23 protein-coding genes are annotated in these 23884 nt (G+C 41.4%); 10 read left to right on the top strand and 13 right to left on the bottom strand.

Annotated features, from left to right (window positions below):
* Positions 1 to 13: 13 nt before the first annotated feature.
* A complete protein-coding gene (locus I6L24_RS13190; protein ID WP_004278914.1) occupies positions 14 to 1123 on the bottom strand; it encodes a beta-ketoacyl-ACP synthase III in 1110 nt (369 codons plus the stop codon).
* Between the two features lie 30 nt (positions 1124 to 1153).
* On the bottom strand, positions 1154 to 5008 hold the full coding sequence (hrpA, locus tag I6L24_RS13195) for an ATP-dependent RNA helicase HrpA (RefSeq protein ID WP_216986171.1): 3855 nt from the start codon (positions 5006 to 5008) through the stop codon (positions 1154 to 1156).
* A 489-nt stretch (positions 5009 to 5497) separates the two neighbouring features.
* Here hrpA and ahpC point away from each other — a divergent pair, with 489 nt between their 5' ends.
* Entirely contained in the window at positions 5498 to 6061 is a 564-nt protein-coding gene (gene ahpC / locus I6L24_RS13200) for an alkyl hydroperoxide reductase subunit C (RefSeq protein ID WP_004278916.1), read from the top strand.
* A gap of 292 nt (positions 6062 to 6353) precedes the next feature.
* Positions 6354 to 6560 carry a KTSC domain-containing protein gene (locus I6L24_RS13205; protein ID WP_004645498.1) on the top strand — a complete coding sequence of 69 codons (207 nt, stop codon included), beginning with the start codon at positions 6354 to 6356 and terminating at the stop codon, positions 6558 to 6560.
* An 11-nt stretch (positions 6561 to 6571) separates the two neighbouring features.
* Here I6L24_RS13205 and I6L24_RS13210 read toward each other — a convergent pair whose 3' ends face one another.
* Both I6L24_RS13210 and I6L24_RS13215 read right to left on the bottom strand, forming a co-directional pair.
* Positions 6572 to 7162 carry an O-methyltransferase gene (locus I6L24_RS13210; protein ID WP_071851972.1) on the bottom strand — a complete coding sequence of 197 codons (591 nt, stop codon included), beginning with the start codon at positions 7160 to 7162 and terminating at the stop codon, positions 6572 to 6574.
* Positions 7163 to 7186: 24 nt separating this feature from the next.
* On the bottom strand, positions 7187 to 7405 hold the full coding sequence (locus tag I6L24_RS13215) for a DUF1653 domain-containing protein (protein ID WP_034438283.1): 219 nt from the start codon (positions 7403 to 7405) through the stop codon (positions 7187 to 7189).
* A gap of 233 nt (positions 7406 to 7638) precedes the next feature.
* On the opposite strand from I6L24_RS13215, the gene ahpF reads away from it, so the two are divergent.
* The 3 genes from ahpF to I6L24_RS13230 all read left to right on the top strand — a co-directional run bounded on the left by ahpF (position 7639) and on the right by I6L24_RS13230 (position 10087).
* Positions 7639 to 9204 carry an alkyl hydroperoxide reductase subunit F gene (gene ahpF / locus I6L24_RS13220; RefSeq protein ID WP_216986172.1) on the top strand — a complete coding sequence of 522 codons (1566 nt, stop codon included), beginning with the start codon at positions 7639 to 7641 and terminating at the stop codon, positions 9202 to 9204.
* Positions 9205 to 9490: 286 nt separating this feature from the next.
* Positions 9491 to 9736 carry a hypothetical protein gene (locus tag I6L24_RS13225; RefSeq protein WP_004278921.1) on the top strand — a complete coding sequence of 82 codons (246 nt, stop codon included), beginning with the start codon at positions 9491 to 9493 and terminating at the stop codon, positions 9734 to 9736.
* A 144-nt stretch (positions 9737 to 9880) separates the two neighbouring features.
* Positions 9881 to 10087 carry a hypothetical protein gene (locus I6L24_RS13230; protein WP_005106537.1) on the top strand — a complete coding sequence of 69 codons (207 nt, stop codon included), beginning with the start codon at positions 9881 to 9883 and terminating at the stop codon, positions 10085 to 10087.
* Here I6L24_RS13230 and I6L24_RS13235 read toward each other — a convergent pair.
* Both I6L24_RS13235 and I6L24_RS13240 read right to left on the bottom strand, forming a co-directional pair.
* Entirely contained in the window at positions 10071 to 10709 is a 639-nt protein-coding gene (locus I6L24_RS13235) for a LysE family transporter (protein ID WP_216986173.1), read from the bottom strand. The two genes, I6L24_RS13230 and I6L24_RS13235, sit on opposite strands and share 17 nt — an antisense overlap.
* A 117-nt stretch (positions 10710 to 10826) precedes the next feature.
* The gene (locus I6L24_RS13240; RefSeq protein WP_216986174.1) at positions 10827 to 11393 is read right to left on the bottom strand and encodes an FxsA family protein; all 567 of its coding nucleotides are present in this window, start codon (positions 11391 to 11393) and stop codon (positions 10827 to 10829) included.
* A gap of 125 nt (positions 11394 to 11518) precedes the next feature.
* Between I6L24_RS13240 and ruvC the strand changes: the two genes are divergently transcribed.
* Positions 11519 to 12064, top strand: a complete 546-nt coding sequence (ruvC, locus tag I6L24_RS13245) for a crossover junction endodeoxyribonuclease RuvC (protein WP_004278925.1) — start codon at positions 11519 to 11521, stop codon at positions 12062 to 12064.
* A 3-nt stretch (positions 12065 to 12067) separates the two neighbouring features.
* Here ruvC and I6L24_RS13250 read toward each other — a convergent pair whose 3' ends face one another.
* Positions 12068 to 12340, bottom strand: coding sequence for an acylphosphatase (locus I6L24_RS13250; protein ID WP_180086933.1), 273 nt, complete (start codon positions 12338 to 12340; stop codon positions 12068 to 12070).
* A gap of 10 nt (positions 12341 to 12350) precedes the next feature.
* Entirely contained in the window at positions 12351 to 13808 is a 1458-nt protein-coding gene (locus I6L24_RS13255; RefSeq protein WP_216986175.1) for an NAD(P)H-hydrate dehydratase, read from the bottom strand.
* Positions 13809 to 13831: 23 nt separating this feature from the next.
* Between I6L24_RS13255 and queG the strand changes: the two genes are divergently transcribed.
* The 3 genes from queG (at position 13832) to bioB (ending at position 16370) form a co-directional block, all read left to right on the top strand.
* A complete protein-coding gene (queG, locus tag I6L24_RS13260; protein ID WP_216986176.1) occupies positions 13832 to 14926 on the top strand; it encodes a tRNA epoxyqueuosine(34) reductase QueG in 1095 nt (364 codons plus the stop codon).
* 104 nt (positions 14927 to 15030) lie between these two features.
* A complete protein-coding gene (locus I6L24_RS13265) occupies positions 15031 to 15234 on the top strand; it encodes a hypothetical protein (protein ID WP_004278929.1) in 204 nt (67 codons plus the stop codon).
* A gap of 134 nt (positions 15235 to 15368) precedes the next feature.
* Positions 15369 to 16370, top strand: a complete 1002-nt coding sequence (gene bioB, locus I6L24_RS13270; protein ID WP_004278930.1) for a biotin synthase BioB — start codon at positions 15369 to 15371, stop codon at positions 16368 to 16370.
* Between the two features lie 7 nt (positions 16371 to 16377).
* On the opposite strand, the gene I6L24_RS13275 is transcribed toward bioB, so the two are convergent.
* The 3 genes from I6L24_RS13275 to I6L24_RS13285 form a co-directional block, all read right to left on the bottom strand.
* Complete coding sequence (locus I6L24_RS13275) at positions 16378 to 16614, bottom strand: hypothetical protein (RefSeq protein WP_034438286.1); 237 nt, start codon at positions 16612 to 16614, stop codon at positions 16378 to 16380.
* An 837-nt stretch (positions 16615 to 17451) separates the two neighbouring features.
* Entirely contained in the window at positions 17452 to 18138 is a 687-nt protein-coding gene (locus I6L24_RS13280) for a metallophosphoesterase (RefSeq protein WP_129717431.1), read from the bottom strand.
* Between the two features lie 33 nt (positions 18139 to 18171).
* A complete protein-coding gene (locus tag I6L24_RS13285; RefSeq protein WP_216986177.1) occupies positions 18172 to 19155 on the bottom strand; it encodes a hypothetical protein in 984 nt (327 codons plus the stop codon).
* 102 nt (positions 19156 to 19257) lie between these two features.
* Here I6L24_RS13285 and I6L24_RS16610 point away from each other — a divergent pair, with 102 nt between their 5' ends.
* Entirely contained in the window at positions 19258 to 19536 is a 279-nt protein-coding gene (locus I6L24_RS16610) for a competence protein CoiA family protein (RefSeq protein WP_228733324.1), read from the top strand.
* 716 nt (positions 19537 to 20252) lie between these two features.
* Here I6L24_RS16610 and I6L24_RS13295 read toward each other — a convergent pair.
* Positions 20253 to 21530 (bottom strand): McrC family protein, encoded by a 1278-nt coding sequence (locus tag I6L24_RS13295; protein WP_044109162.1) that lies wholly within the window; start codon positions 21528 to 21530, stop codon positions 20253 to 20255.
* 12 nt (positions 21531 to 21542) lie between these two features.
* Positions 21543 to 23726, bottom strand: coding sequence for an McrB family protein (locus tag I6L24_RS16615; protein WP_228733325.1), 2184 nt, complete (start codon positions 23724 to 23726; stop codon positions 21543 to 21545).
* Positions 23727 to 23884: the final 158 nt, after the last annotated feature.

Raw genomic sequence — 23884 nt, forward strand, 5'->3', positions numbered from 1 at the left:
TATCTACCCCGAATTATGCCACGCGCTTTTGGACCAGAATCGAACCTACCGAATAACCGGCACCAAATGAGCACAACACGCCATATTCACCATCTTCAACTTCATGTGCAGTACGGTGCAAGGCAATGATCACCCCAGCAGAAGACGTGTTGGCAAACTCGTTCAGAATGATCGGTACCAGACCAGGTTTGGCATTTTCTTTACCAACCACCAGTTTCAGGATCAGTTCATTCATGCTGGCATTGGCCTGGTGTAACCAGAAGCGTTTAACACCTGTCGGCTCAATCTGATTCTTTTCCAGTTGCGCAGTAATCATTTTCGCAACCAATGGACAGACTTCTTTAAATACCTTACGACCATCCTGACGGAAACGTTTGTCGTCAATGTCAGCATTTTCAGAAGTATTCAAGAAACCAAAGTTATTGCGGATGTTATTTGAGAACTGGGTAAACAACTCAGAATCTAGAATTTCAAAACCGGTTTTGCTGTCAGTATTTTCAATAATTGAAGCGGTTGCCACATCACCAAAAATAAAGTGACAGTCACGTGAACGGAAATCGGTATGTGCAGAGGTAATTTCTACATTCACCAATAACACACGGCGCGCGCCTGCTTTGATCGCATCATAAGCCTGTTTCAGACCAAATGTTGCTGCAGAACACGCCACGTTCATGTCATAGGCATAGCCTTTGATACCTAGAGCGGTTTGAATCTCGATCGCTACGGCAGGATAAGCACGTTGCAAATTCGAGCATGACAAGATCACGATATCAATGTCTTCGGCAGTCACACCGGCATTTTCCATCGCCTGTTTGGCTGCGATTACGCCCCATTCTGCTTGCAGTGAAATTTCATCATCTGCACGTTCACGTAAATTAGGACGTAAGCGTTTTGGATCAAGAATGCCTGATTTTTCTACGACATAACGGCGTTGTACGCCAGATGCTTTTTCAATAAAGTCTGCACTAGAACCACGACGTGCTTCAACTTCGCCTGCAGCGATTTTGTCAGCATTTTCGTGATTAAACAGTTCCACATAAGCATTTAAACTTTCAACTAATTCTTCATTGGTGATGACATGTTCCGGATGGAATAAGCCCGTACCCGTAATGCGGATGCCCATGTAAAATTCCTTATCTGAATTACCTATATCTTAACTGATTCCAAGACGATCCCATACTTTTTGCAAGCGAGTTGGAGACACGGGTGCTTTTGTTTTCATCGGTTGTGAAAACAATGAGATTCTTAACTCCTCGACCATGAAATACAATTCTTTCAGGCGAGGGTCATCTTTAAACTGAAATAATTTTTCCATCCATTGATCAATTTGGTCAATGGCGGAATTGTCCCTTTGTAGATTATTGGGCAAGCGCTCTAAACGCAAGATCAAGGCTTTCAAATAACGTGGAAATTCAACCCAGACATCGGAAGGTTTACGATACACAAAGTCAGAAAGGCTCATTAAATCAAGTTGATCTTCAATATCATTGATATTTTTTTCAAACACAGAATGATCTAAAACCAATAATTTCCGGCGGATTTCCTGCCACTGGATATAAATATCCGTGATCTCTTTCAGGGCAACTTGGCCATAAGTCAAGAAAGATTTTTTTACATCCTCAACCAGTTTTTGGAACTCTTGCGCATTGACAGGAAGCTCATTAATGGACATGTGTATTGTGGCATAAACTAACATTTGTTCCAGTTGTGCCTTATCACCGAGTGGTGAATAAGCCAGCGCCAAAGGTTTCGATATCTGTTTTTTCAACTGACGGGTCAAGTCTCCGAGTTGCATATGCACCAGTCGGATCACCCCTTCACGATGTTTTTTGACCGCTTCAGCCTGATCATTAAAGGTCTGAATCACCACACCCGATTCATCTTTCTGCTCCAGCGCAGCGAAGGCTTTGGTCGGAACCAGCGCCTGATACTGCTTGACCACGACACCGGTGACTTTTTGCGAAGCTTCAAAGACAAAACTTTCCGGGAAGGTTTTAAATTCGCCTTTGAGCTGTTTGACCGGACTATGCGTTTCAGTCCGGCAGCGTGCTTTCAGCTCTGCCAGATCACGCCCCTGCTCAATAACACGGCCTTTTTCATCAGTAACTTTGATAAATGGCAACAGATATTGATCTACCCGGTCAAAACTGAAATCTTTCTCAGTGATTTGGTCACCACGCAACTGGAATGCCAAGAAACTAAAAATATGTTTCTGTAAATCCTGCGCATCCACTTTTGCCATGAGCTTTTGTGCAGTATCCGGAATCGGCACCAGATTACGGCGCTTATCCTTCGGCAAAGCTTTTAGCAATGCTTCAATTAGCTCCAGACGCCAGCCGGGAATTCCCCATGACCAGATACCTTCATCGACCTGTGCCAAGGCTTGCAGTGGAATTTTAACTGTCGCGCCATCCTCATCATGACTCGGGTCAAAGCGATAAGTCGCCCCCAGACGCAGGCTACCATTCTGCAAATAGTCCGGAAATTGTTGTGTGGTTGGACGATCATTTAGCCACAGCGCATCGTCATCAACAAATAAATAGCGTGGCTGTTGAGGCTCAACCGTGGCACGCCAGTCTTCAAAAGTACGACGGCTGGCTACTTCAGACGGCACTTTGGAAGCATAGAACTGGTAAATGGTTTCTTCATCAACAACCAGATCACGACGGCGCAGCTTGTCTTCTACCCGCTCGACTTCTTCCAGTTTAAGCAAGTTATGCTTTAAAAATGGTGGAGTAATCCCTAGATGACCGGTAGTTAAAGCATCCCGCAAGAAGATTTCATGTGCAGCTGCCTGATCAACTTTTTCATAATTGATTGGGCGTTTCGGCTCAATGATCAGACCAAATAATGAAATCTGATCATAGGCATTCACTACACCAGCTTTTTTCGACCAGTGCGGTTCAAAATAATGATGCTTGAGCAGGTCACGTGCGGCTAGCAGAATCCATTCCGGTTCAATCTTGGCCAGGGTACGTAAATACACCTGGGAGGTTTCGACCATTTCAAAGGCCATCACCCACGGCGTATTGGTCTTGTGCAAGGTAGAAGCCGGGAAAATCCGCGCTTTTTGCTGACGTACTGCCATAAAGACATTACGCTCATCGGTCTTGTTGGCGATAAACGATAACAGACCGGTCAACAAGGCACGATGCAAATTCTCATAACTGGCTTTCTTTTCATTAAATGACAGTTTTAAGCCCTTAGCCAAATCCACCAGCTGCTCATGAGTTTTCTTCCATTCACGCAGACGCAGCCAGCTCAGGAAATGATTTCGTGCAAATGTACGGCGCTTACTCTCGCTCATGCTATCGCGGTTATTGTGTAGCGTTTCCCAAAGCTTGATATAGAACAGGAAATCAGAATCGGCTTCACGGAATAATGCATGCTTCTGATCCGCCTGCATCTGTTTATCCGCAGGACGTTCACGTGGGTCCTGAACTGCAAGTGCTGCCACAATCACCAGCACTTCATTCAGCACGCCAAAATGTGCACCACCAAGAATCATGCGGGCCAGACGTGGATCGATCGGCATTTTCGCCATTTGATAACCGATTTTGGTAAGCTCAAGTTTTTTCTCGGATAAAGCCCCCAGCTCAATCAATAACTTACGCCCATCATTCACCAGACGGTGATCTGGCGGTTCAATAAAGTCGAAGTCTTCCAGTGAACCCAGCCCCAAACTTTGCATCTGTAAAATCACCGATGCTAGGTTGGTTCGCTTGATCTCCGGTTCGGTAAACTCAGGACGGCTGAGGAAGTCATCTTCAGAATACAGGCGTATACAGACACCCGGCGCAATACGGCCACAACGGCCTTTACGCTGGTTCGCGGCTGCCTGAGAAACAGCTTCAATCGGTAAACGCTGCACCCGTGAACGATAGTTATAACGTGAAATACGCGCAAAACCGCTGTCAATTACATAACGGATATTCGGAACGGTTAAAGCCGTTTCTGCTACGTTGGTGGCAATAATAATGCGTCGCCCACCACCAGAAGGATTAAAGATTTTTTGCTGTTCAGCCAGCGCTAGACGCGCATATAAAGTTAATACTTCCGTATGGCGTGGCCCATGTTTGATCAGGGTTTCCTGTAGCTCGCGAATTTCCTGTTCAGTACTGGCAAAAATAAGGATGTCGGCATGTTCAGGATGGCCTTTTTCCTGTGCATCCTGAAAGCATTCTTCAACTGCTTTGACTACGGCACGGGGCAGGTTTTCTTCAAAATCATCAAACTCATCATCATCACTACCGCCAATGCTCATTTCCGAGATCGGGCGATAACGCAGCTCAACTGGGAAGCTGCGGCCTTCCACTTCAAAAATTGGCGCACCATTGAAATAACTGCTAAAACGGTTTACATCCAGGGTTGCTGAAGTAATGATGACTTTCAGATCGGGACGACGCGGCAACAGCTGCTTCAGATAGCCCATAATGAAGTCGATATTCAGCGAACGTTCATGCGCTTCATCAATAATAATCGTGTCATATTTGGTCAGGTAACGGTCATGCGTCAGTTCGGCCAGTAAAATACCGTCAGTCATCAAACGCACAATTGAGTCTTGTGAACCCTGTTCCGTAAAACGTACTTTAAAGGAAATTGATTCACCGAGTTTTTCGCCAACTTCTTCGGCAATACGCTGTGATACGCTGCGGGCTGCCAGTCGACGCGGCTGGGTATGTCCGATCATTCCGGTCAGGCCACGTCCAGCCAGCATAGCAATTTGCGGTAACTGGGTGGTTTTACCAGAACCGGTTTCACCAGCTACAATAATAACCTGATGCTTTTGAATCGCGGTAATCAGCTTGTCAGCATACTGGGTTACCGGCAGATCCTGATTTAGCTTGATGTTCGGAAGACGCTCAAGCCGTTGCCGTACTTTCAGATTGGATTTTTCAAATAATTCCTGATACTGCTTAGCATCTGCATCTTTCCCTTTTTTCAGTCGATTTAAACGGTGACGGTCACGCGCCATTATCCATTGATCTACATTTAAATGACTCTGCACAGAGAAAACACCCACATCAAAAAACCGGAAAGGTTTATTTTACTTGGTTCATTAGATTTCAGATAGTCGTAGTTCTGTTAAGTGCCGGACAAATTGGCTTTGGCTGCCTGATTTCTCTCAATTCCGCACTATAAACCTGTCAAAATATCTAAATGACACGCATGAGTTTCCCTGATTAGATTTAATCATAAGTCCAAGTTTGGAATTGATATTTAAATTATTTTGTGGAAATTATGCTTTTTTCCGAATTGACCCTTGAATTTTTTGGTTTCAACATCATGTTTGCTAGCACGAGGAAAAAGAGATAATTTTGTCATCAGGCCATCATCTTGATGCTGCTCAATGAACAAAGCGATTTTGCCAAAGTGGCGCGTTTTTACTTAATTCGGTTTTTCCGATGTTTGTAATGTAAAAATACCATTTTAGCATCAACCAAAATTTCGATACTCTTATTCAAAATCAAAGACTACCTCAATCATGGAGACAATGATGAGCTTAATTAATACTGAAGTTAAACCATTTAAAGCAACTGCATTCCAAAACGGCAAATTCATTGAAGTTACTGAAGCTGACCTGAAAGGCAAATGGTCTGTTGTATTCTTCTACCCAGCTGACTTCACTTTCGTTTGCCCGACTGAACTTGGTGACCTTGCTGACAACTACGCTGAATTCCAAAAACTAGGCGTTGAAATCTACTCAGTTTCTACTGACACGCATTTCACTCACAAAGCTTGGCACGATTCTTCAGAAGAAATCAAAAAAATCCAGTATGTAATGGTTGGTGATGCAAACTGGACTCTTGCTAAAAACTTTGACGTATTAATCGAAGCTGACGGCCTTGCTGATCGTGGTACTTTCGTGATCGATCCAGAAGGTAAAATCCAAATCGTTGAAATCAACGCTGGTGGTATCGGCCGTGACGCTCAAGAACTTCTTCGTAAAGTTAAAGCAGCTCAGTATGTACACGCTCACCCAGGCGAAGTTTGCCCAGCTAAATGGAAAGAAGGCGATGCAACTCTTGCTCCTTCAATCGACCTAGTGGGTAAAATCTAATTTTAATTAGATTGAACTGATTCAAAAAAACCACGCTTTTTAGCGTGGTTTTTTATGGTTTGAACTTTTATGTCAGTGCAATACGGGAGTTTATTTTTTTAAATTATTTTATTAGGACTTTAAATATTGCAGTCCTATTTCTTTCTTGATCCATCATATAAAAATTCAGGCATATCTTTTGCTTCGCTTTCTCATAATCCTTACCGATTCTTACAATTGAGCTATACATCTGCAGAGCCATATGGCATAAGTTCAAATGATAAGATAAGAAATATTCAGTGGAGGAACGCATATGCAAAAACTGCTTACCGTGATTTCTTGGAAATACAATCCCTCAAGCCGCCACCTGAAAATTGTATACAGTAATGGTCATGCCGAGCTGTATCATCCCGTACCTGAATTTATTTATGACAACCTGTTAAGACGCCAAGACAAAGCCGCATTCGTAGAAAAGTATCTCGAATATAATTTACATTTTAATAAAATTTGCATGGATTGAAGTGAATCCATTTAACGAAATCCCACCATCAGCAAACCTGCGCCTATGGGTACACTACTCATGATAAAACGTGGGTCTTGCTGAATTAAGGCAATAAACTCTTCGACTTCTGCTGCATGTGAAATGACATTATCAACTACCAGTAACCCGCCCTTTGCTTTAAGTAATCGACTCAAATGTGGCCAGTAACTGACATAATCATCGCGTTCAGCATCTAACAGGATAAAATCAAATATTTCCTGTTCTGCCTCCAGATAAACTTGAGCATCAATCACTTTAAAATTGATTAAGTCTGCAAGATCTATTTCTGTCGCATATTGCTTTGCCTGAGTAACCCGTTCTGCATCAACTTCAAGTGTTGTAATCATGGCTTGAGTCTGCCGAGCCGCTTCTGCCAGCCATAAGGTGGAATAACCAGTAGAGGTGCCAATTTCCAGAATATTTTTGGATTGTTGTGCACGAATCAGCATAGACAAAAATTGACCGGATTCTGGCTCTATATTCCGGTATCGGTGCAGGCGATCTGCCTGCTTAAGATCATGCCTATGAAATTTTTCATATAATTCTTGCATGAATATTTCAAATTCATCTGAGTTTTGCATCACTCTTCCCTGAGTCTGTTGGGCTTAAAGTGCCTGAATCAATTTAAAACGCTCCACTTCACGATCATCGTTGGTGGTAATGGTTTCAGTGAACATCGTTAAAGGACGTACCCAAATTGAATAATCCCCATAAAGACATTGATAAACTACCAGCTTTTCTTCAGTTTCACTGTGCGTGGCGACATGGAACACCTGATAAAGCTGTCCCTTATAATGTTGATAAATACCGCGTCGTAATTCCATCATTCAAGTCTCAAATATCTTGTTTTAATCTTAGCTGAAAATCCTTATTCTTGCTCTAAACTACTTGAAAATTAATCTTTCACCGCCATATAGAATTTTGAAATTAATGATGAATTTTTCAATAAATCTGTAAATCCGATCAATAAAATAAAAACAAACTGTTTTACCTATTTATGCAATTCATTTAATATCCTGTTATCAAATAAACATTTACTCCTTTGGAGACGTTAGCAATGTTAGACCAAAATACTTCAGCTCAACTTAAAACCCTATTAGAACGCCTGGAAGGCCCAATTGAACTGGTCGCCACTCTGGATAGTTCTGACAAATCAGCCAAAATCCAGGAACTGGTGTCCGAGGTTGCTACACTGTCTGATCTGGTGACTGCACGCTTTGACGGGACCAATGCACGTGCGCCAAGCTTTGGTATTGCTAAAGCTGGTGAAGAACCACGTGTATTCTTTGCAGGCTTGCCAATGGGCCATGAGTTTACCTCGCTGATTCTGGCCTTGCTGCAAACCTCAGGTTATGCACCGAAAGTCTCAGATGAAGTTCTGGCGAATATTAAGAGCCTGGGTGTTCAATCTAATTTCGATGTATTTGTGTCTTTAAGCTGTCATAACTGTCCGGATGTGGTTCAGGCACTCAACCTGATTGCCATCTATAACCCGGGTACTACTGCCACCATGATTGATGGGGCTTTCTTCCAGGACGAAGTAGAAGAACGCAAAATCATGGCGGTTCCGATGGTGTTCCAGGATAACCAGCATATCGGTCAGGGTCGTATGACACTGGAAGAAATCATTGCCAAGCTGGATAGCAATGCCGCTGCCAAAGATGCTGAAAAGCTGAATGCCAAAGACGCCTTTGATGTCCTGGTGATCGGTGGTGGACCTGCAGGCAATACTTCTGCCATCTATGCAGCACGTAAAGGCATTAAAACCGGGATCGTGGCTGAACGCATGGGCGGTCAGGTCATGGATACCATGGACATTGAAAACTTTACGTCTGTACAGAAGACCCAAGGTCCTAAATTTGCAGCCGAGATGGAAGCCCACGTGCGTGAATATGGTGTCGACATCATGAATCTGCAACGTGTCTCTAACATCAAAGGTGCAGATGAAACGGCCAATGGTTTAGTTGAAGTGACCTTGGAAAACGGTGCCAAACTGGAATCTAAAACCGTGATTCTGTCGACCGGCGCACGCTGGAGAGAGATGAACGTTCCAGGTGAGCAGGAATACAAAACTCGTGGTGTGGCCTACTGTCCGCACTGTGATGGCCCACTGTTTAAGGGTAAACATGTCGCCGTGATTGGCGGTGGTAACTCGGGGGTGGAAGCTGCGATCGACCTGGCAGGGATTGTAGAGCATGTAACTTTGGTGGAATTTGATACCAAATTGCGTGCGGATCAGGTGCTGCAAGACAAACTGAACAGCTTGCCGAACACCACCGTGATCAAGAATGCCTTGTCGACTGAAGTGCTGGGTGACGGTTCACAGGTGACGGGTCTGAAATACAAAGACCGTGCTACGGATGAAGAGCATACAGTTGAACTTGCAGGGATCTTCGTGCAGATCGGTTTGTTGCCAAATACGGACTTCCTGAAAGAAACCCCAGTTGAGCTGACCAACCGTGGTGAGATCGTGATTAACGATCGCAACGAAACCAATGTCAAAGGTGTGTTTGCGGCAGGTGACTGTACCACCGTGCCGTACAAGCAGATCATCATTGCCACCGGTGAAGGTGCCAAGGCATCACTGTCTGCTTTTGATTACATCATCCGTTCTGGGCAGTAAGTTTTAGACTAGCTCAAATAAAGCCCGCTTGATGCGGGCTTTATTATGTATATTTTCAAGAGAATTAACTCTTAATTCATTGATTATTATTTGATTAATGAAAATATTTCTTACATTTTAAGAAAATCCTACTGCTTGTGTAATGAATTTTTATACTCTATTGTCTCTATGTAATTATCAGCAATTGCTTATTGCAAGCTGATGCTGCTCTACCTATGATAAAAAACCAATTGAATCATCTTTCATGATCGAAGAATAAAAAGGATAACATCCTGGGAGAAGAACAATGCAGTATCAATATCATTGTGCTTGCTGCGAAAAAGTAGTCGACTCTACAGAAAAATCATGCTCAAACTGTGGCTCACATCATATTCGCAGCCCTTTTGGTTTCTGGATTTTTTGTCTTGTGGCCTGCCTCGTTACAGCAATCGTATTTAAAGTCGTGCATTTGTATGTGCAATCACAACAAGAAGTTCCTATACAACACTCTATACTGGATGTTTTAAAAGAAGAAGATAAAAGACTTCGCTAATTTCATGCATCTCACAGCAAAGACCTGTTAGTTCAAACAAGTCTTTTTATTACTCTTAAATAATTCAAATAGAGATGCGGAAAATAACCTCATCAAATCCAGCTTTGATTTACAATAGCTGTGGATTTGAATGAGAGATGTGCCATGGTTCAGTTAATTAAAAAAGGTGGATTGCGTGAGCGCGCTAACCGTAGTCGCAGTTATCAAGGCTCTGAAAATACTGAAACCACCTTAAAGCCTAATCGTTATCAAACGGCGGTTAAAACACCAGACAATTTAGCCTCTCCTTCCCCGACCTCACCAATATCTCCAGCATTAAATGAAGATACCCTCCTTAATTCATCAGAATAAGTGCTTCATACCATAACCACAATGCAAATAGCAGAAATAGTCCGCCTGACATCATATCAATATAACTCCCCGAACGCTGGTACAAGATTTTAATTTTTGGTTGGGAAATCAACAGCATCAATAAAGTGAAGGTGATAAAAGTCTGCAAGGGAATAATTACCGCTAACTGTGCTTTCAAATAATCGGAAGCAGACGAACTTAAGGCCAGTGAAAATACGCTACTAAAATAGATCAGTGTTTTGGGATTAGAAAGATTGGTCCATAAGCCCAACATAAAATAGTTTTTAGCTTGCACCTGTCCATTTGTATCGTCGTCGGTCTGATGTCCATTTTTAAAGCTATGCACACCACCCTTTAACATGGCCCATCCCATTTTAGCCAAGAATATGCCACCCAAAAGCATTAAGGCGTGCTGGATCCATCGAAACTGGTCAATTAACACAGTAAAACCCGCAAGTGTCAGTACTACCCAAACCACAATACCGGCAGAGATCCCTGCAATAATTTTCAAGGCATTCTGGCGTGTTGTAGATGCGGCACTTTTGGCAATGAGCAAAATATCGGGACCGGGACTGAGTTGAGCAACAAAATGCAGGAGACAGATCGTAAAAAGCAGAGACATTAAAATAAGGTAAATTTATAAAAATATATTATAACGTTTGTTCAAAGAGATTAGAAAGCTCCAATAAAAAACCGAATCATCAGATTCGGCTTAAATAGAATTTTTTAAATAAAACATTTATTTTGGATTGATATCTTTCATTTCAATTTTTTTCGCCTCAGGTCTCACTTCACGTGCTTCACCATCAATAATGTTGGAATCACCGCGACCTGATTGCTGATTTTGCATATCCTGCATTTGACGCATCATCTCGGCAAATGGGTTCTGGCCTTGTGCACCACCCATATCGCCCATCATGCCACCCATCATTTTTTCCATCATGAGTTGCTGACGCTTCATCATGGCTTTCATCATGGCAGCTTTAAAGACCTGCTGAACCGCTGGAATGAGCATCAATACTGCCAATACGTCGGTGATCAATCCAGGAATAAGCAAAAAGAAACCTGCCAGAATTTTAGGTAAATTTCCTGTTAATGCAGGATCTGCACTCATTTGTCCCATTTGCATTTGCTGCATCTGTGGCATGACACCGGCCGAGTATTTACGAATCAGGTTCATACCAATAAAAAATGCGGCTACAAACCAGAAAAATACGTACCACATGCTCCCGACGAGGTCACCCACGCCAATCCAGACAAATACTTCTAGGATTAAGCCTGCAAGGATAATAAGAAATAATTTCATGAAAATTAATCTAATCTCAGTAAAATAAATAATAGGATGCTGGAATCAACTGCTTCATCAGGATCAAGCTTTTTTGATACGCTTATGTAACAATATGGGCATTATTCTATTTTTAAAGTGCGGGCATGTCATTAATTATTGGGATTGACCCCGGTTCTCGTTTAACCGGTTACGGAATTATCGAAAAAGACGGCTCCAAACTGACTTTTGTTGATGCCGGCACCATCAGAACAGAAACGACAGAAATGCCTGAACGTTTAAAACGCATCTTTGCCGGCGTGGAACGCATTGTAAAATTTTACGGCCCCACTGAAGCTGCAGTCGAACAGGTCTTTATGGCACAAAATCCGGATTCTGCCTTAAAACTCGGTCAGGCCCGTGGTGCTGCTGTTGCTGCACTGGTCAATCTGGATTTGAAAGTCGCTGAATATACCGCGCGCCAGATCAAGCAGTCGGTAGTGGGTTATGGCGCTGCCGACAAAGAACAGGTACAGATGATGGTGATGAATATTCTAAAACTCAGCATTAAACCGCAACAGGATGCTGCCGACGCCCTAGCTGCTGCCATTTGTCATGCCCATGCCTCGGGCAGTATGAGTAAAATGGCGGTATTGAATGCGCTGGGCGGTATGGCACGTGGCCGTAGTCGTGTCAGCAGCCGTCGTCGCTAAGGTTTAACGCAATATTTTAAAGTCTTGAACATTTAGATCGTATTTCAGATATTCCTGAATAATCGCTTGTACAGTTGCACGAGCAGGCCCTTGCCAACTTCGTGCAATCATTTCCTGAAGCTGAGAATCTGTTCCAACCATCACAGCCTCCACTTCACCCGTACTTAAGTTCTGCACATGTCCCTTCAGTCCAAGTCCTTGAGCCTGCTCGGCAAACCAGTAGCGGTATCCGACTCCTTGTACTTGGCCTGAAATATTCAGTTTGATGACTGGCACACTATTCTCCTTAGCGATTCACCACCTGATAAATCGCATGTTTCATATCCTGAGCCTGCAAACCACGTTGGCCATTTTTGGCCAGTTCATCACCTGCAAGAGCATGTAGCGTCACAATTTCATGCAAATGGATGGTTTGTGCAAATTGTGCCTTTAAACTGGCAATCATTCCGGCCAGCACATCCCCCATTCCGCCAGTTCCCATACCGGCATTCCCGGCATTGCAGATGTAAAGCCTTTCTTCCAGAATCAGGCATCCTGAACCTTTTAGCACCCACTGTCCCTGATATTTTTGTTGCAGGGCATGAATAGCTGCAATCCTATCCATTTCGACTTCCACAGTGCTACATGCCAGTAACGTGGCTGCTTCCCCAGGATGCGGAGTCGCATAGGTCTTGGAATTCAAAACTTGCGGCTGTTGGGCTAAAAACCACAGCGCATCTGCATCCAAAATAACCTCTAGATCAGATTGCTGAATCAGCTCAAACCAGATTTCGTATTGCGCTTTTGCCCCACGATCACGACCTAATCCCATACCAAAACACACTGCATCGACCTGCTGAATCAGTGCTTGGCGTTGTTCCTGAGTTAAAAGATTGATATCACGCAGCATGATATTCGGTGCACGTGACAAAATCGCGGTGTGGTGTTTTGCATCACAAACGATGGTGACTTTACCTGCTCCGGCAGCAAATGCTGCTTCTGCTGCCATAATCACAGCACCGCCCATATCGGCATGTCCACCAATCACCAAGACATGACCATAACTACCTTTATGACCAAAGGCTTGGCGTTTGGGTAATTGGATCTGATGTGATGCAAGCTGGGCAATCGGTTGAATTTCTGCGTCTGTTGGAATAGCAGAGATTAGTTCGATCTTGCCCGCATATTCTTTGCCTTGTCCGGTAAACAATCCTGCCTTGAGCCCTAAACCTGTGAAAGCATAGTCAGCTTTGATCGCAACAGGCAAAGGCTGGCCGGTATTGGCATCCAGTCCACTCGGAATATCGATTGATATTTTTAGTCCAGTTTTCTGATTGATCATTTGAATAATATTTTGCCAGTCAGAATCCAGCTGACGGTTCAGACCAATTCCGAATAAGGCATCGATATAGACCTCATATTCGGATTGGAAATCAAAATGCGAATAAGGCTGCAAACCAGCCTGCTGGGCTTCCTGCACAGCCGATGCCAAATCTTTGGAATTACCTAACTCAGCCGCATAAATATCAACATTGAATCCCGCCTGTTTGAGATATTTGGCCACCAGGTAACCATCGCCGGCATTATTGCCCTGACCACAGCAGACCACTATTTTTTTTATTTTTTGCTGGGAAAATAAAGTGATCAGTCGCTGACTAATCCCCCAGGCGACTTGTTGCATTAAACCGTAGGAACTATTTTGCTGTTGAAACCAGCGCTGCTCCCATGCTTGTAGATCGTGGCTATGGTAAACTTGTTGCTGCATTTCTTATTCCCTGTCTTTGGTTTATGACAACTCCCAATTCTCACGCGCAAATTCAAGTTTATCAACAAGATACAGCCGAGATAAAAGCCTGGATTAAAGCGCAGGCTTTAGAATTGGGTTTTTCTGATTGTGTCATTGCCAAACCAGATGCTCAAGCAGAATTAGCACGCTTACAGGAATATCTGGATCGTGGTTATCATGGTGACATGAAGTTTCTGGAAGAAAATCTGGAAAAACGTGCCAATCCTGCTTTACTGGTTCCCGGCACACGCAGCATTATCTGTGTGCGTATGGATTATCTGGTCGAGGCACCACAACCACGTTATATCCCTTATGCACCCAACTCTGCCATTATCGCGCGTTATGCCCGTGGCCGGGATTATCATAAGACTATGCGTGGTCGTCTGAAAACCCTGGCGACAAAAATCCGGGGAAAAATCGGAGATTTTGAATCACGTCCTTTTGCGGATTCTGCACCCATTTTTGAAAAATCGCTGGCTGAAAGTGCCGGCATGGGCTGGACAGGTAAACACACCCTGCTGATTCATAAAACATCAGGCTCATTCTTTGTACTGGGTGAACTGTTTACTTCACTGGAACTGCCCTTTGATGAACCCGCGACCAAACATTGTGGCTCCTGTACTGCCTGTATCGACATCTGTCCGACTCAAGCCATTGTCGAGCCTTATATGTTAGATGCTCGCCGCTGTATCGCCTATCTGACCATCGAATATAAAGGCATTATTCCAGAAGATTTGCGACGCGGAATTGGTAACCGGGTTTTTGGTTGTGACGATTGCCAGCTGATATGTCCATGGAACAGTTTCGCCCAAGTGACCTCGATAGAGGATTTTCATCCGCGGCATGGACTGGATCAAGTGAGTTTACTGGATTTATGGCAATGGGATGAAGCCACCTTTTTAAGTGCGACTGAAGGCAGTCCGATGCGTCGTACGGGTTATCAAAGCTTTATGCGCAATATCGCCATTGGTTTGGGCAATGCACCCTTTGATGGGCAGATTATTCCGGCCCTTCAGCAGCAGCGTAATCAACATGATGAAATTGTGCAGGTACATATCGATTGGGCTATTCAAGAACAACTGGCAAAATCCAGTTGATTTTCCATCTTTACCTAGCGTCACAGTTTCACTTAAAAGCCTTACACACCCATGTTTCAGACTATGGCATAAATAAAAATAGTCAGAAATGAAGTGGAGGAAAGATGATGTCATCAAAAAATCCAAATCAAGAACTGCTGGAGCAGCTTCAGCATGACCAGCAGAAGCAACAACAGCAGCAGCCGCAACATGGCCCGATTAATTCCCCAAAAAACAATCAGCATGAACAGGATCAGCGCGTGTTTAACAAGCAGCACCGTAGTGATCTGCATGGCCAGGATATTCATGGAAATCACAGTAATAAATAATCTGGCAACTGAAAAACAAAGCTCACCCCGTGTGGGCTTTGTTATTTAATATAAGGTCATATTTTGCTAGTGAAGCAAAAGCTTATTTTTATTAAGATGAACTGAATGATAAATAAGCATAGACAGGGAAAGAGATGAACAGTAGTGATGCGGTACGTAATGATTGGTCACGTGAAGAAATACAAGCTCTATATCAACAGCCTTTAATGGATTTAGTGTTCCAAGCGCAACAGGTTCATCGTGAACATTTCACTGCGAATACCGTTCAGGTCAGTACCCTGCTCTCGATTAAAACAGGTAAATGCCCTGAAGACTGTAAATACTGTTCACAATCAGCGCATTATGATTCCAAACTGGAAGCTGAAAAACGCATTGCGGTCGATAAAGTGATTCAGGAAGCCAAACAGGCGCTAGCATCAGGAAGTTCACGTTTCTGTATGGGGGCTGCATGGCGCAACCCACATGAACGCGATATGCCTTATGTGCTGGAAATGGTGCGTGAAGTCAAAGCACTAGGTCTGGAAACCTGCATGACACTGGGGATGCTAAATGGATCGCAAGCTGAACGCTTGAAAGATGCGGGACTGGATTATTACAACCATAATCTGGATACTTCTCGTGAATACTATTCACATATCATCAGCACGCGTAGCTTTGATGATCGTCTGGATACTCTGGATCATGTACGTCAGGCTGGCATGAAAGTCTGTAGTGGCGGTATTGTGGGTCTGGGCGAAAGCCGTGATGACCGGATTGGTTTGTTATATGAACTTGCAACTCTGGCAATTCATCCTGAATCCGTGCCGATTAATATGTTGGTACCGATTGAAGGTACACCGATGGCAGATGTAGAAAAACTGGATGTGATTGAGTGGATTCGTACCATTGCAGTAGCACGGTTGCTGATGCCAAAAAGTTATATTCGCCTTTCTGCCGGCCGTGAATCCTTAAGCGATTCGGATCAAGCGCTAGCATTTATGGCCGGTGCCAATTCTATTTTCTCTGGTGAAAAACTGCTGACGACCCCTAATACATCCCAAGGCCGGGATCAGCAACTTTTTGCAAAATTAGGTTTAGTTGCAGAACAGCCAAAACCGAGTGTTCGCAGTCTGGCTACAGATGCAATGGCAAGTTAATCACTGTTTAAGTTGATGAACTCGCAGAAAAGTTATGTGCAGTAATTAAAATGCCATAACGGGCATTCAGATAATCTCCGACTCGGATTTGATCTACTCCATTGGCATGATGCACCATCAGCGCTTGCGTGACTGCATCATAGCTAAAGGAGTCATAACTATCTTGATGCAGGCTGAGCCAGTGCAGCGTATCTGCCAGGTTGCTGTCGACGATATAGGTATCTGCATGAAAATCTTTGCTCATATTCCTGTTTATCGTGTTGAAATTTCCCTTTAATTTTAACGGAAATTAGCCCATGACAAGCATAAAAAAAGTGAGCCATTGCTCACTTTTCTTGTAAAAACTTTAGTCCTTATTCGTACCGCACTTACGACACTCCCTGTGTTCCCCGATTTCTTGCATTTGCTCATATTCATAAATATGCAAACAAAACAATTTTTTTAAAAGCTGAAGCATCATTGAAACTCCTGTTTAATCATTTTTTTAATACGCTTCTTAAGATATTCCGTCCTGAAACATCATGATTTTTGACTAAAAAATCATCTCATATTAATTAGCATAATTTTTTCAGTTGTAAAATGCATTTCATCTACTTTTCACTTTTTTTGCAGATATTCTTTGAACTACATCACAATTATTTCATAAATATGAACTTTTTTTTTGATTAAAGAGGATGTTTATGGAATTTAGATAACAAAAGTAATATCTGAGGGAGATGCTTTTTTATTAAGCTGGTAACGAAGAATCTTTATTGAAAGGCAAACTAGAAAAGTTCATTATCAGTGGAGGCAACCCATTTTAAGTCCTTCGAGATAAGAACGACGATCAATTAAGTGAATTGCTTACTTCAGATTTCATAATATCCAAAAACAAAAAAACCACTTACGATTAGTACACGTAAGTGGTTGTTTTATATGGTGGGCCCAGACGGACAACAACCCTCTCCTACCCTATTGTTTTTATTACACTAATTAATATTAAAAAATTACGGGATACAAGCTAGGATACATGATTCAAGTGTTGCTTTTTTGACCTGTTGAACTTTTTTCACCACCGAACTCCCCTACCACATCACCGTGTTTACTGGATTTTTACAATACAAAGCTTCTTGGTGAAAGAAGAGCCGACATCAATATAATGGCAATTATCAATTTTAGTATGTTCTTTTACAATTGTGTGGCCTAGATAAATTTCATCAATATTTTCCACAGTATCATAATGTTCTGAATGATTACGGATACGTCCTCTCCCCCAAAGTGCATTGCTATAAGCAGAAGTTACACCAGAGATCTTATAGTCGCCTTGACTAATATCTTGCTTAAAGGCATTCCAATTATGTATGTCAATGTCTGCGTGCACCACACCAATCTTTTTATGTTCCAATTGAACTTCTATGACTAAAGGCAACTGCTTAAAAAGCTCAATAATTTCTAGCCGCTGTGTTTGAGATAACTGATAAAACCATTCACCTCCATTACGTGCATGAATATCTTTTATTTTAGGATCATGAGGTGACTTGATACACATTTCTTCATGATTACCACGCACCGTATAGAACCAAGGTTGGTCTAGTAATGAAATACACGCTAAGTTTTCTTCACCTCGATCTACAAGATCACCCGTACAAATGAGCACATCATTCTGAAAATCAAAATGATTTTTTTGGAGTTCTTGCATCAAAAGGCTATAACAGCCATGCAAATCACCAACCACATATATATGATCCGTTTGATTTGTATTGATTGTCAAAATAGGAGAATAATTCATTGACTTAAATGATCACCCTTAATTTCAATATGATTACCGACTTAACAGCTTCCCAATCATTAGTACTCGATCAAAGCTATACACATGCGCAAAAGGACTTTCTACACAACGTCCAACTAACGGCAAATTATGATCAGGCTGACCAGTTCTAAGTATAACTTCTGCTGAACAAATCGGACATATCCCTCTAAACCGAGTTACACGTGTTAATTTATTACGCTCTCTATCACGATACATCTCAATATCAGCATGATCTTCATTAAGTGAAATAAAAGTCATAGGTGCCTTAATGACACGATGCTCTGGTAAATTCCATAACGGAATGTACCAATATTTGAATGATAGGTAAGAAAATCCAATTAGACAGACTATAAGCAACAAATCAAGAGTCGTGAAATTTTGTCCTTCACGTACTAAAACTAATGAAAATGCACAAACATATATAGCCCATGAAATAAAACCGCCAAAAAGAACGATTAACATAAACAGTCCTCTTATACTTTTATTTTTCATTTCACCATTTTTAAAAATAAATCGGTAAAACCAGGACAATTTAATTTCTGAAGGATCTACCCGTTCATAAGAAATTTCATCTTCATCAAGCTTTTGATCCTCTTCATTTTGGATCTGAGCATATTCTGTAATATCTAACCAATAACGGCGCTCATTCCCTTTTCCTCCAATTGTATCGTTGGTTTTTACAACTGGAATATAACCAATCTCTTCAAATTTTTTAGTATGTTTTGTGATGACACGATCAATGTATGCACTTAATTTTTTGTCACTCATCCACTTCCCTAGATCTTTAGAATCCATCGATACAACAGATTGCTGACCATCAAGAATAAGTTTTAGTTGATACCTGGTATACGTTATTGGTTCTTCATTTTGAGCATTTAAAGCATCAATCGATGCTCTACAGATTACTTTTAAGCAATCGTATGCCCTGTTATCTGCTAAGTCCTTCTTTAAAATCTCATCTAACACAATAAAAACTTTTAATTTTAATTCAGACACTTAAACCCCCATTCTACCCGTATTTCCCCTTTATACGGTGTTTGGACAATTAGATCACAAGCATAGTGAATGAGTAAATCAACTTCCTAAAGGATTTTAATCATGACGATGTATATTGCATTAAACGAAAATAATAAATTGGTTAATATTAAGCAGGTTGAACGTGGGCTCGCATGCCAATGCACTTGCTTTGAATGTGGTGAAGCTGTTATCGCTCGTAAAGGTGAGATTAAGGAACATCATTTTGCTCATGCAAGTAATAAAGTAAGCTGTACGATTAACCCTGAATCCGTACTACATAAATATGCCAAAGAGGTTATTGTTGAATCTATGGGACTTATGCTTCCTGCTCTACCTGACTCAGATAGTGAAGCTGCATAGTGGACCTTCGAAAAATTATTACCTGAATTTTCTCTCGGTTTAATTCGCCCTGACCTTATTGGTTATTTTGATGGCGAACCTATTTTAATTGAGATCGCAGTCACTCATTTTATTGATGCTGAAAAACTAAAACGCATTGAGGTTTTTAAATCAAAATGTATTGAAGTCGATTTATCATCACTTCTTAGAAATGATATTGCAATTCCAAGTACAGAAGCCAAACAGCAAATCCTCGAGAATCTAGACAATAGAAAATGGATTTACCCACTTCCGCAAGAACAATCCACTCAGCAACAAATAGCTTCTACTTCCTTCAAAGTAACCACCACACTACCAGTAACGCCTGAACTACAGAACATCAGTCCGAATTGGCAGGACTATAAATTTAAAGTTAAAGGCATGCACCTTAATGTTCGCCATTTTGCGAGTGGTATGATTTCAGTAAATAGTGCATACAACCCTGCAATCACTGCGATGCTAAAAGAATGGAAACGTGAAGGACGCGGTTCATACAATCCTACATATAAATCTTGGAACTACTGGCTCCCATTCTCGGAACAGGTTTTACAAAGACTCAAAGAACTCAATGAATAAAGGCATATTACCCATAAATACTTGCCTAATCACGACAAATGATAAGTACTTAAATTGGGACCTATCTAGCTAAAAAGTAGCTTTAAGTCCCAAATATGGTACTAACCTCACAAGATAAAAGACTAAATAATTTTGAAGTTTTTTGGATCATCTACATTGAAAGGTACTACACGTAGTTTTGCACTAGAGGGAAGCCTAAACTTAAAGTCATCCAATGGCTGCGTGAACTTGTCCTTCCGATATGGATAGACAAGTACAACATCACTGTCATGCTTGAGGTAATAGTGGCTATAAGCAAACATTTGCTGAATATCACTGTCTTTCAAACCATAACGCCCAGCTCGATCACTTTGATCAATCAACTTCCACTTGGTATCCATCACAATCGGTTTTGCATTCAGACATTCAATGAAAATATCAGGCTTAAGCTTAAAAATACGACGTTCTTGATGCTGACAAATATGCTCCGTCGCATACTGTGTCTTCACAGTATATTCGGGTAAGTTACGGCGTAGATGATAAGCAACATAGTGCTCAAATAGCTTCTCCATTGGGAAGAGTAAACTCATGCCACGCCACTCCCCCTGAGTAGATACAGGCATATATTCACCTAAGATTAACTCCGTCCAAGGTTTAATCTCAGCATACAAAGCGAGTAAACGTCCTGACTGCCATTGTCTAAAATCCTGCTTAATCTTTTGGCTTCGAGGGATCTCATTGGTCATGAGTCTCAGCTCTTGCGCCAATTTCCAATTACTTGCGTCTTTGCTCTTTTTACACACCACTTCTAAGGCTGTACGTATCAATCTATTTTCAGGTCGATTCACCTCATAAACATCATGCTCAATCGGAAAGATATGTTTCTTTGTAAGTGGCTGACGCATATATTTCACATGCTGTAATTGTCCACGTAAAAACTTTTGTTCCTCTTGCACACGGTTATAATCAAAACGTAAACCACGTTGTACCAAACGCTCAAACGACGCAAGGAACTGCGTCATAATCCATTCATGCAAAGATTGTTTAAAGCGGTTTAAATTGGCACTTCCTGCTTCTCTATATGGTAAATGTAGTGAAACACTCAGCATTTTCTGAAGCAGTTTACGTTCTTGCTGAATAATATCTTGATCATCACTGCCATTAAGCTCCACATGTTTAGGGAGGATTTCAATCCGTGTACCACATGGGGTTTCTATCACTCCCACATATTGATCAAGCTTAAGCTTTCTTCGCCCTGCCAACTCAAATACTTTCGCACCGTGCTTTGAAAATGATGCTGAGAGCTCACATAGATGCTCAAATGCTTTCCCAGATATATAAGCATGGTCTAAAGTTGGATCAGGACAGCCTTCATAAGCAACGCTAATGAAGGCATATTCTCGGACGGTAAAATCAGGCATCACGATCCCCAATTAGTGCTTAATAATCTTAGTAAAGCTCTCTATTGAATTAAATACATCATCGACGACTTCCCATGTTTTCTGCTCCTCAAAATAGCTCTCCGATTCATGTGCTACATTTGGGAATAATACTGATTTATCTATACCATTAGATCGCAGCATGCCATTTGCATTGAGCACCATATTGATCTTAGACCAATCATCAAAGAAATACTCTTGAAGCTGAGGAATGATTTTTTGCTTAAATATTTGCGCTAAGTTAGTAAGAGATGGATCTTTCTGCAAAGTCATAAAGTTGGCATGCCCAATACAGTGATCTCGGTCTAATAACACCTCAATACGCTGATTGATGACTTCTAATAACTTTCTAATATCCAAACCCTTAACCTCAACGCCAGTTAGAAGCTCAGGCTTTGGTGGCATTTCGATAAAAGTAAAGCGACGGCGCAAGGCAATATCTAAACCTGTTAAAGATCGGTCAGACGAATTCATGGTACCAATAATGTAAACATTATCAGGTACAGAGAAGTCATCTTTAGAATATGGAAGTGTCACCGACAATGCTTCGTCTGCGCCTTGGCGTTTTGAATCTTCAATTAGCGTAATCAATTCACCAAAGATACGGGAAATGTTACCTCGGTTGATTTCATCAATGATGAGTACATAAGGTTTTACTTTTTCAATAGAATTTACATATTCAACTTCTGAACGTAATGAATTAGCGATAGCCCATTCATAACTTTTTTGATCCACAATAATGTCACTTTGTGTCTTCAAATAGTTACGAATATGCCTAATAGATAAAGTGATATTACTTCCTGTAGATGTAAAAGCAAATAACGTACCTGCTGAATTACTTGATACTTTAATTTCCGCACCACGTTTAGTATGAAAAATCATTTCCTCTGTTTTAGCCTGAGTAATGAGTTTATCAATCGCACTATTGATACTGGCTTCAATCGGTGCTGATACATTATTTTGCTTAGCATCAGTTTCTATTTGGGCATCTTCACAAATCTCTTTAAATACGCCTGCTTTTACATCATAGCTTAACTGCTCATTATCATCCGTTTCAGCACGAATCCCTTCCACAAAATCTTCATAACTAAAACTTTGATGGAAAGTGACAAACTTAATTTGACCTTGTTCTTTGTACTGATCAAAACGTAATTTTAGCGCCGTGCGATCTTCTTGTTCTAAAACTTCGAGAGGTTTGTTTTCAATAATGGATAAGGCATGGTTAATCGTATGGTAAGTTTTACCTGTACCCGCTGCACCAAATAAAATACGGTTTAGGGGCTGTTTTATCTGTTCTGATGGATTCATATCGGTCTCTATCATCTCGATATTGTTATAGTTTTCCGGCCAATAACCCACAAAAGGATCTCGATCAGTTTCCATTTTGTTCAAGGACATGCTTTTGAGTTCTTCTAATTTGGAGGCCGTTAATCGAATTGTTCCTAACTCATCTATTGAAAACTCTGATTCATTTTCATTTGGAATATAGAATGTGCCATTTTGATCGAAACCAACAGCAGCCACATAGCTCACTGTACTATTTCGCCCATTGAATTTATTGTTTGTGCCGAATCTAACCGGAGGCCGCTCTGAAGGTGCAACCCACCAATCCATAGGTGTTTCATGGATATATCTTGCCAACTCGAGAAAAAGCTTTCGATGCTCAGTATTTTGTTCAATGTGATTAAAATTCGGAACATTTTTAAACTGCTTCAGAATAAATTCATCCGTTAGCTTTTCTTTTCTACTCTCTGATCGTTTTTTATAGAGGTTTTCAAGTTCAGTTAAATCCTGAGTATGGCCTAAAAAGATACAGTCTTGGACATCTTTTCTTTTTATACGGGTGATTGTTTGGCGATAAGTATAAAAGTAAATTATTTTTTCAGGTTCAAATTGTTGCTCCCATTCGACTTCTAAGGTACGTCCATCATTTAAGTTTTTCTTTACGGTACCAATGGCTTTGACTTTCATGCAGCTTACAAGACAACCGTAATTATTAAATGGCATATTATATTTTTGGCCATAAATTGCTTTTATTGCAATTCGATCCCCTGCTTGAATAGCATTTACGCGATCCAGATATTTATCTGTATAGCCATTCTGCCAAATGCCTTTTTCAATAAATTCCGCCGTCTGATCTTCGCCATCCCAATCTGCTCCTGCAACCCAAAAATCCATCATTTTCCCCAAACTAAAAATCTATTTCTTTACGCTTTAATAAATGATTTCACTCGGTTTTAACTTCCTCCAAGCCTTAGCAAGGCTATACGGACAATCTGTAAAAACTTTAAAGTTCTCTTAGAACAGCAACCCATCATTGGTATTTTTAATCGTAA

It is taken from the genome of Acinetobacter lwoffii, assembly GCF_019048525.1.
GTDB lineage: Bacteria > Pseudomonadota > Gammaproteobacteria > Pseudomonadales > Moraxellaceae > Acinetobacter > Acinetobacter lwoffii_K.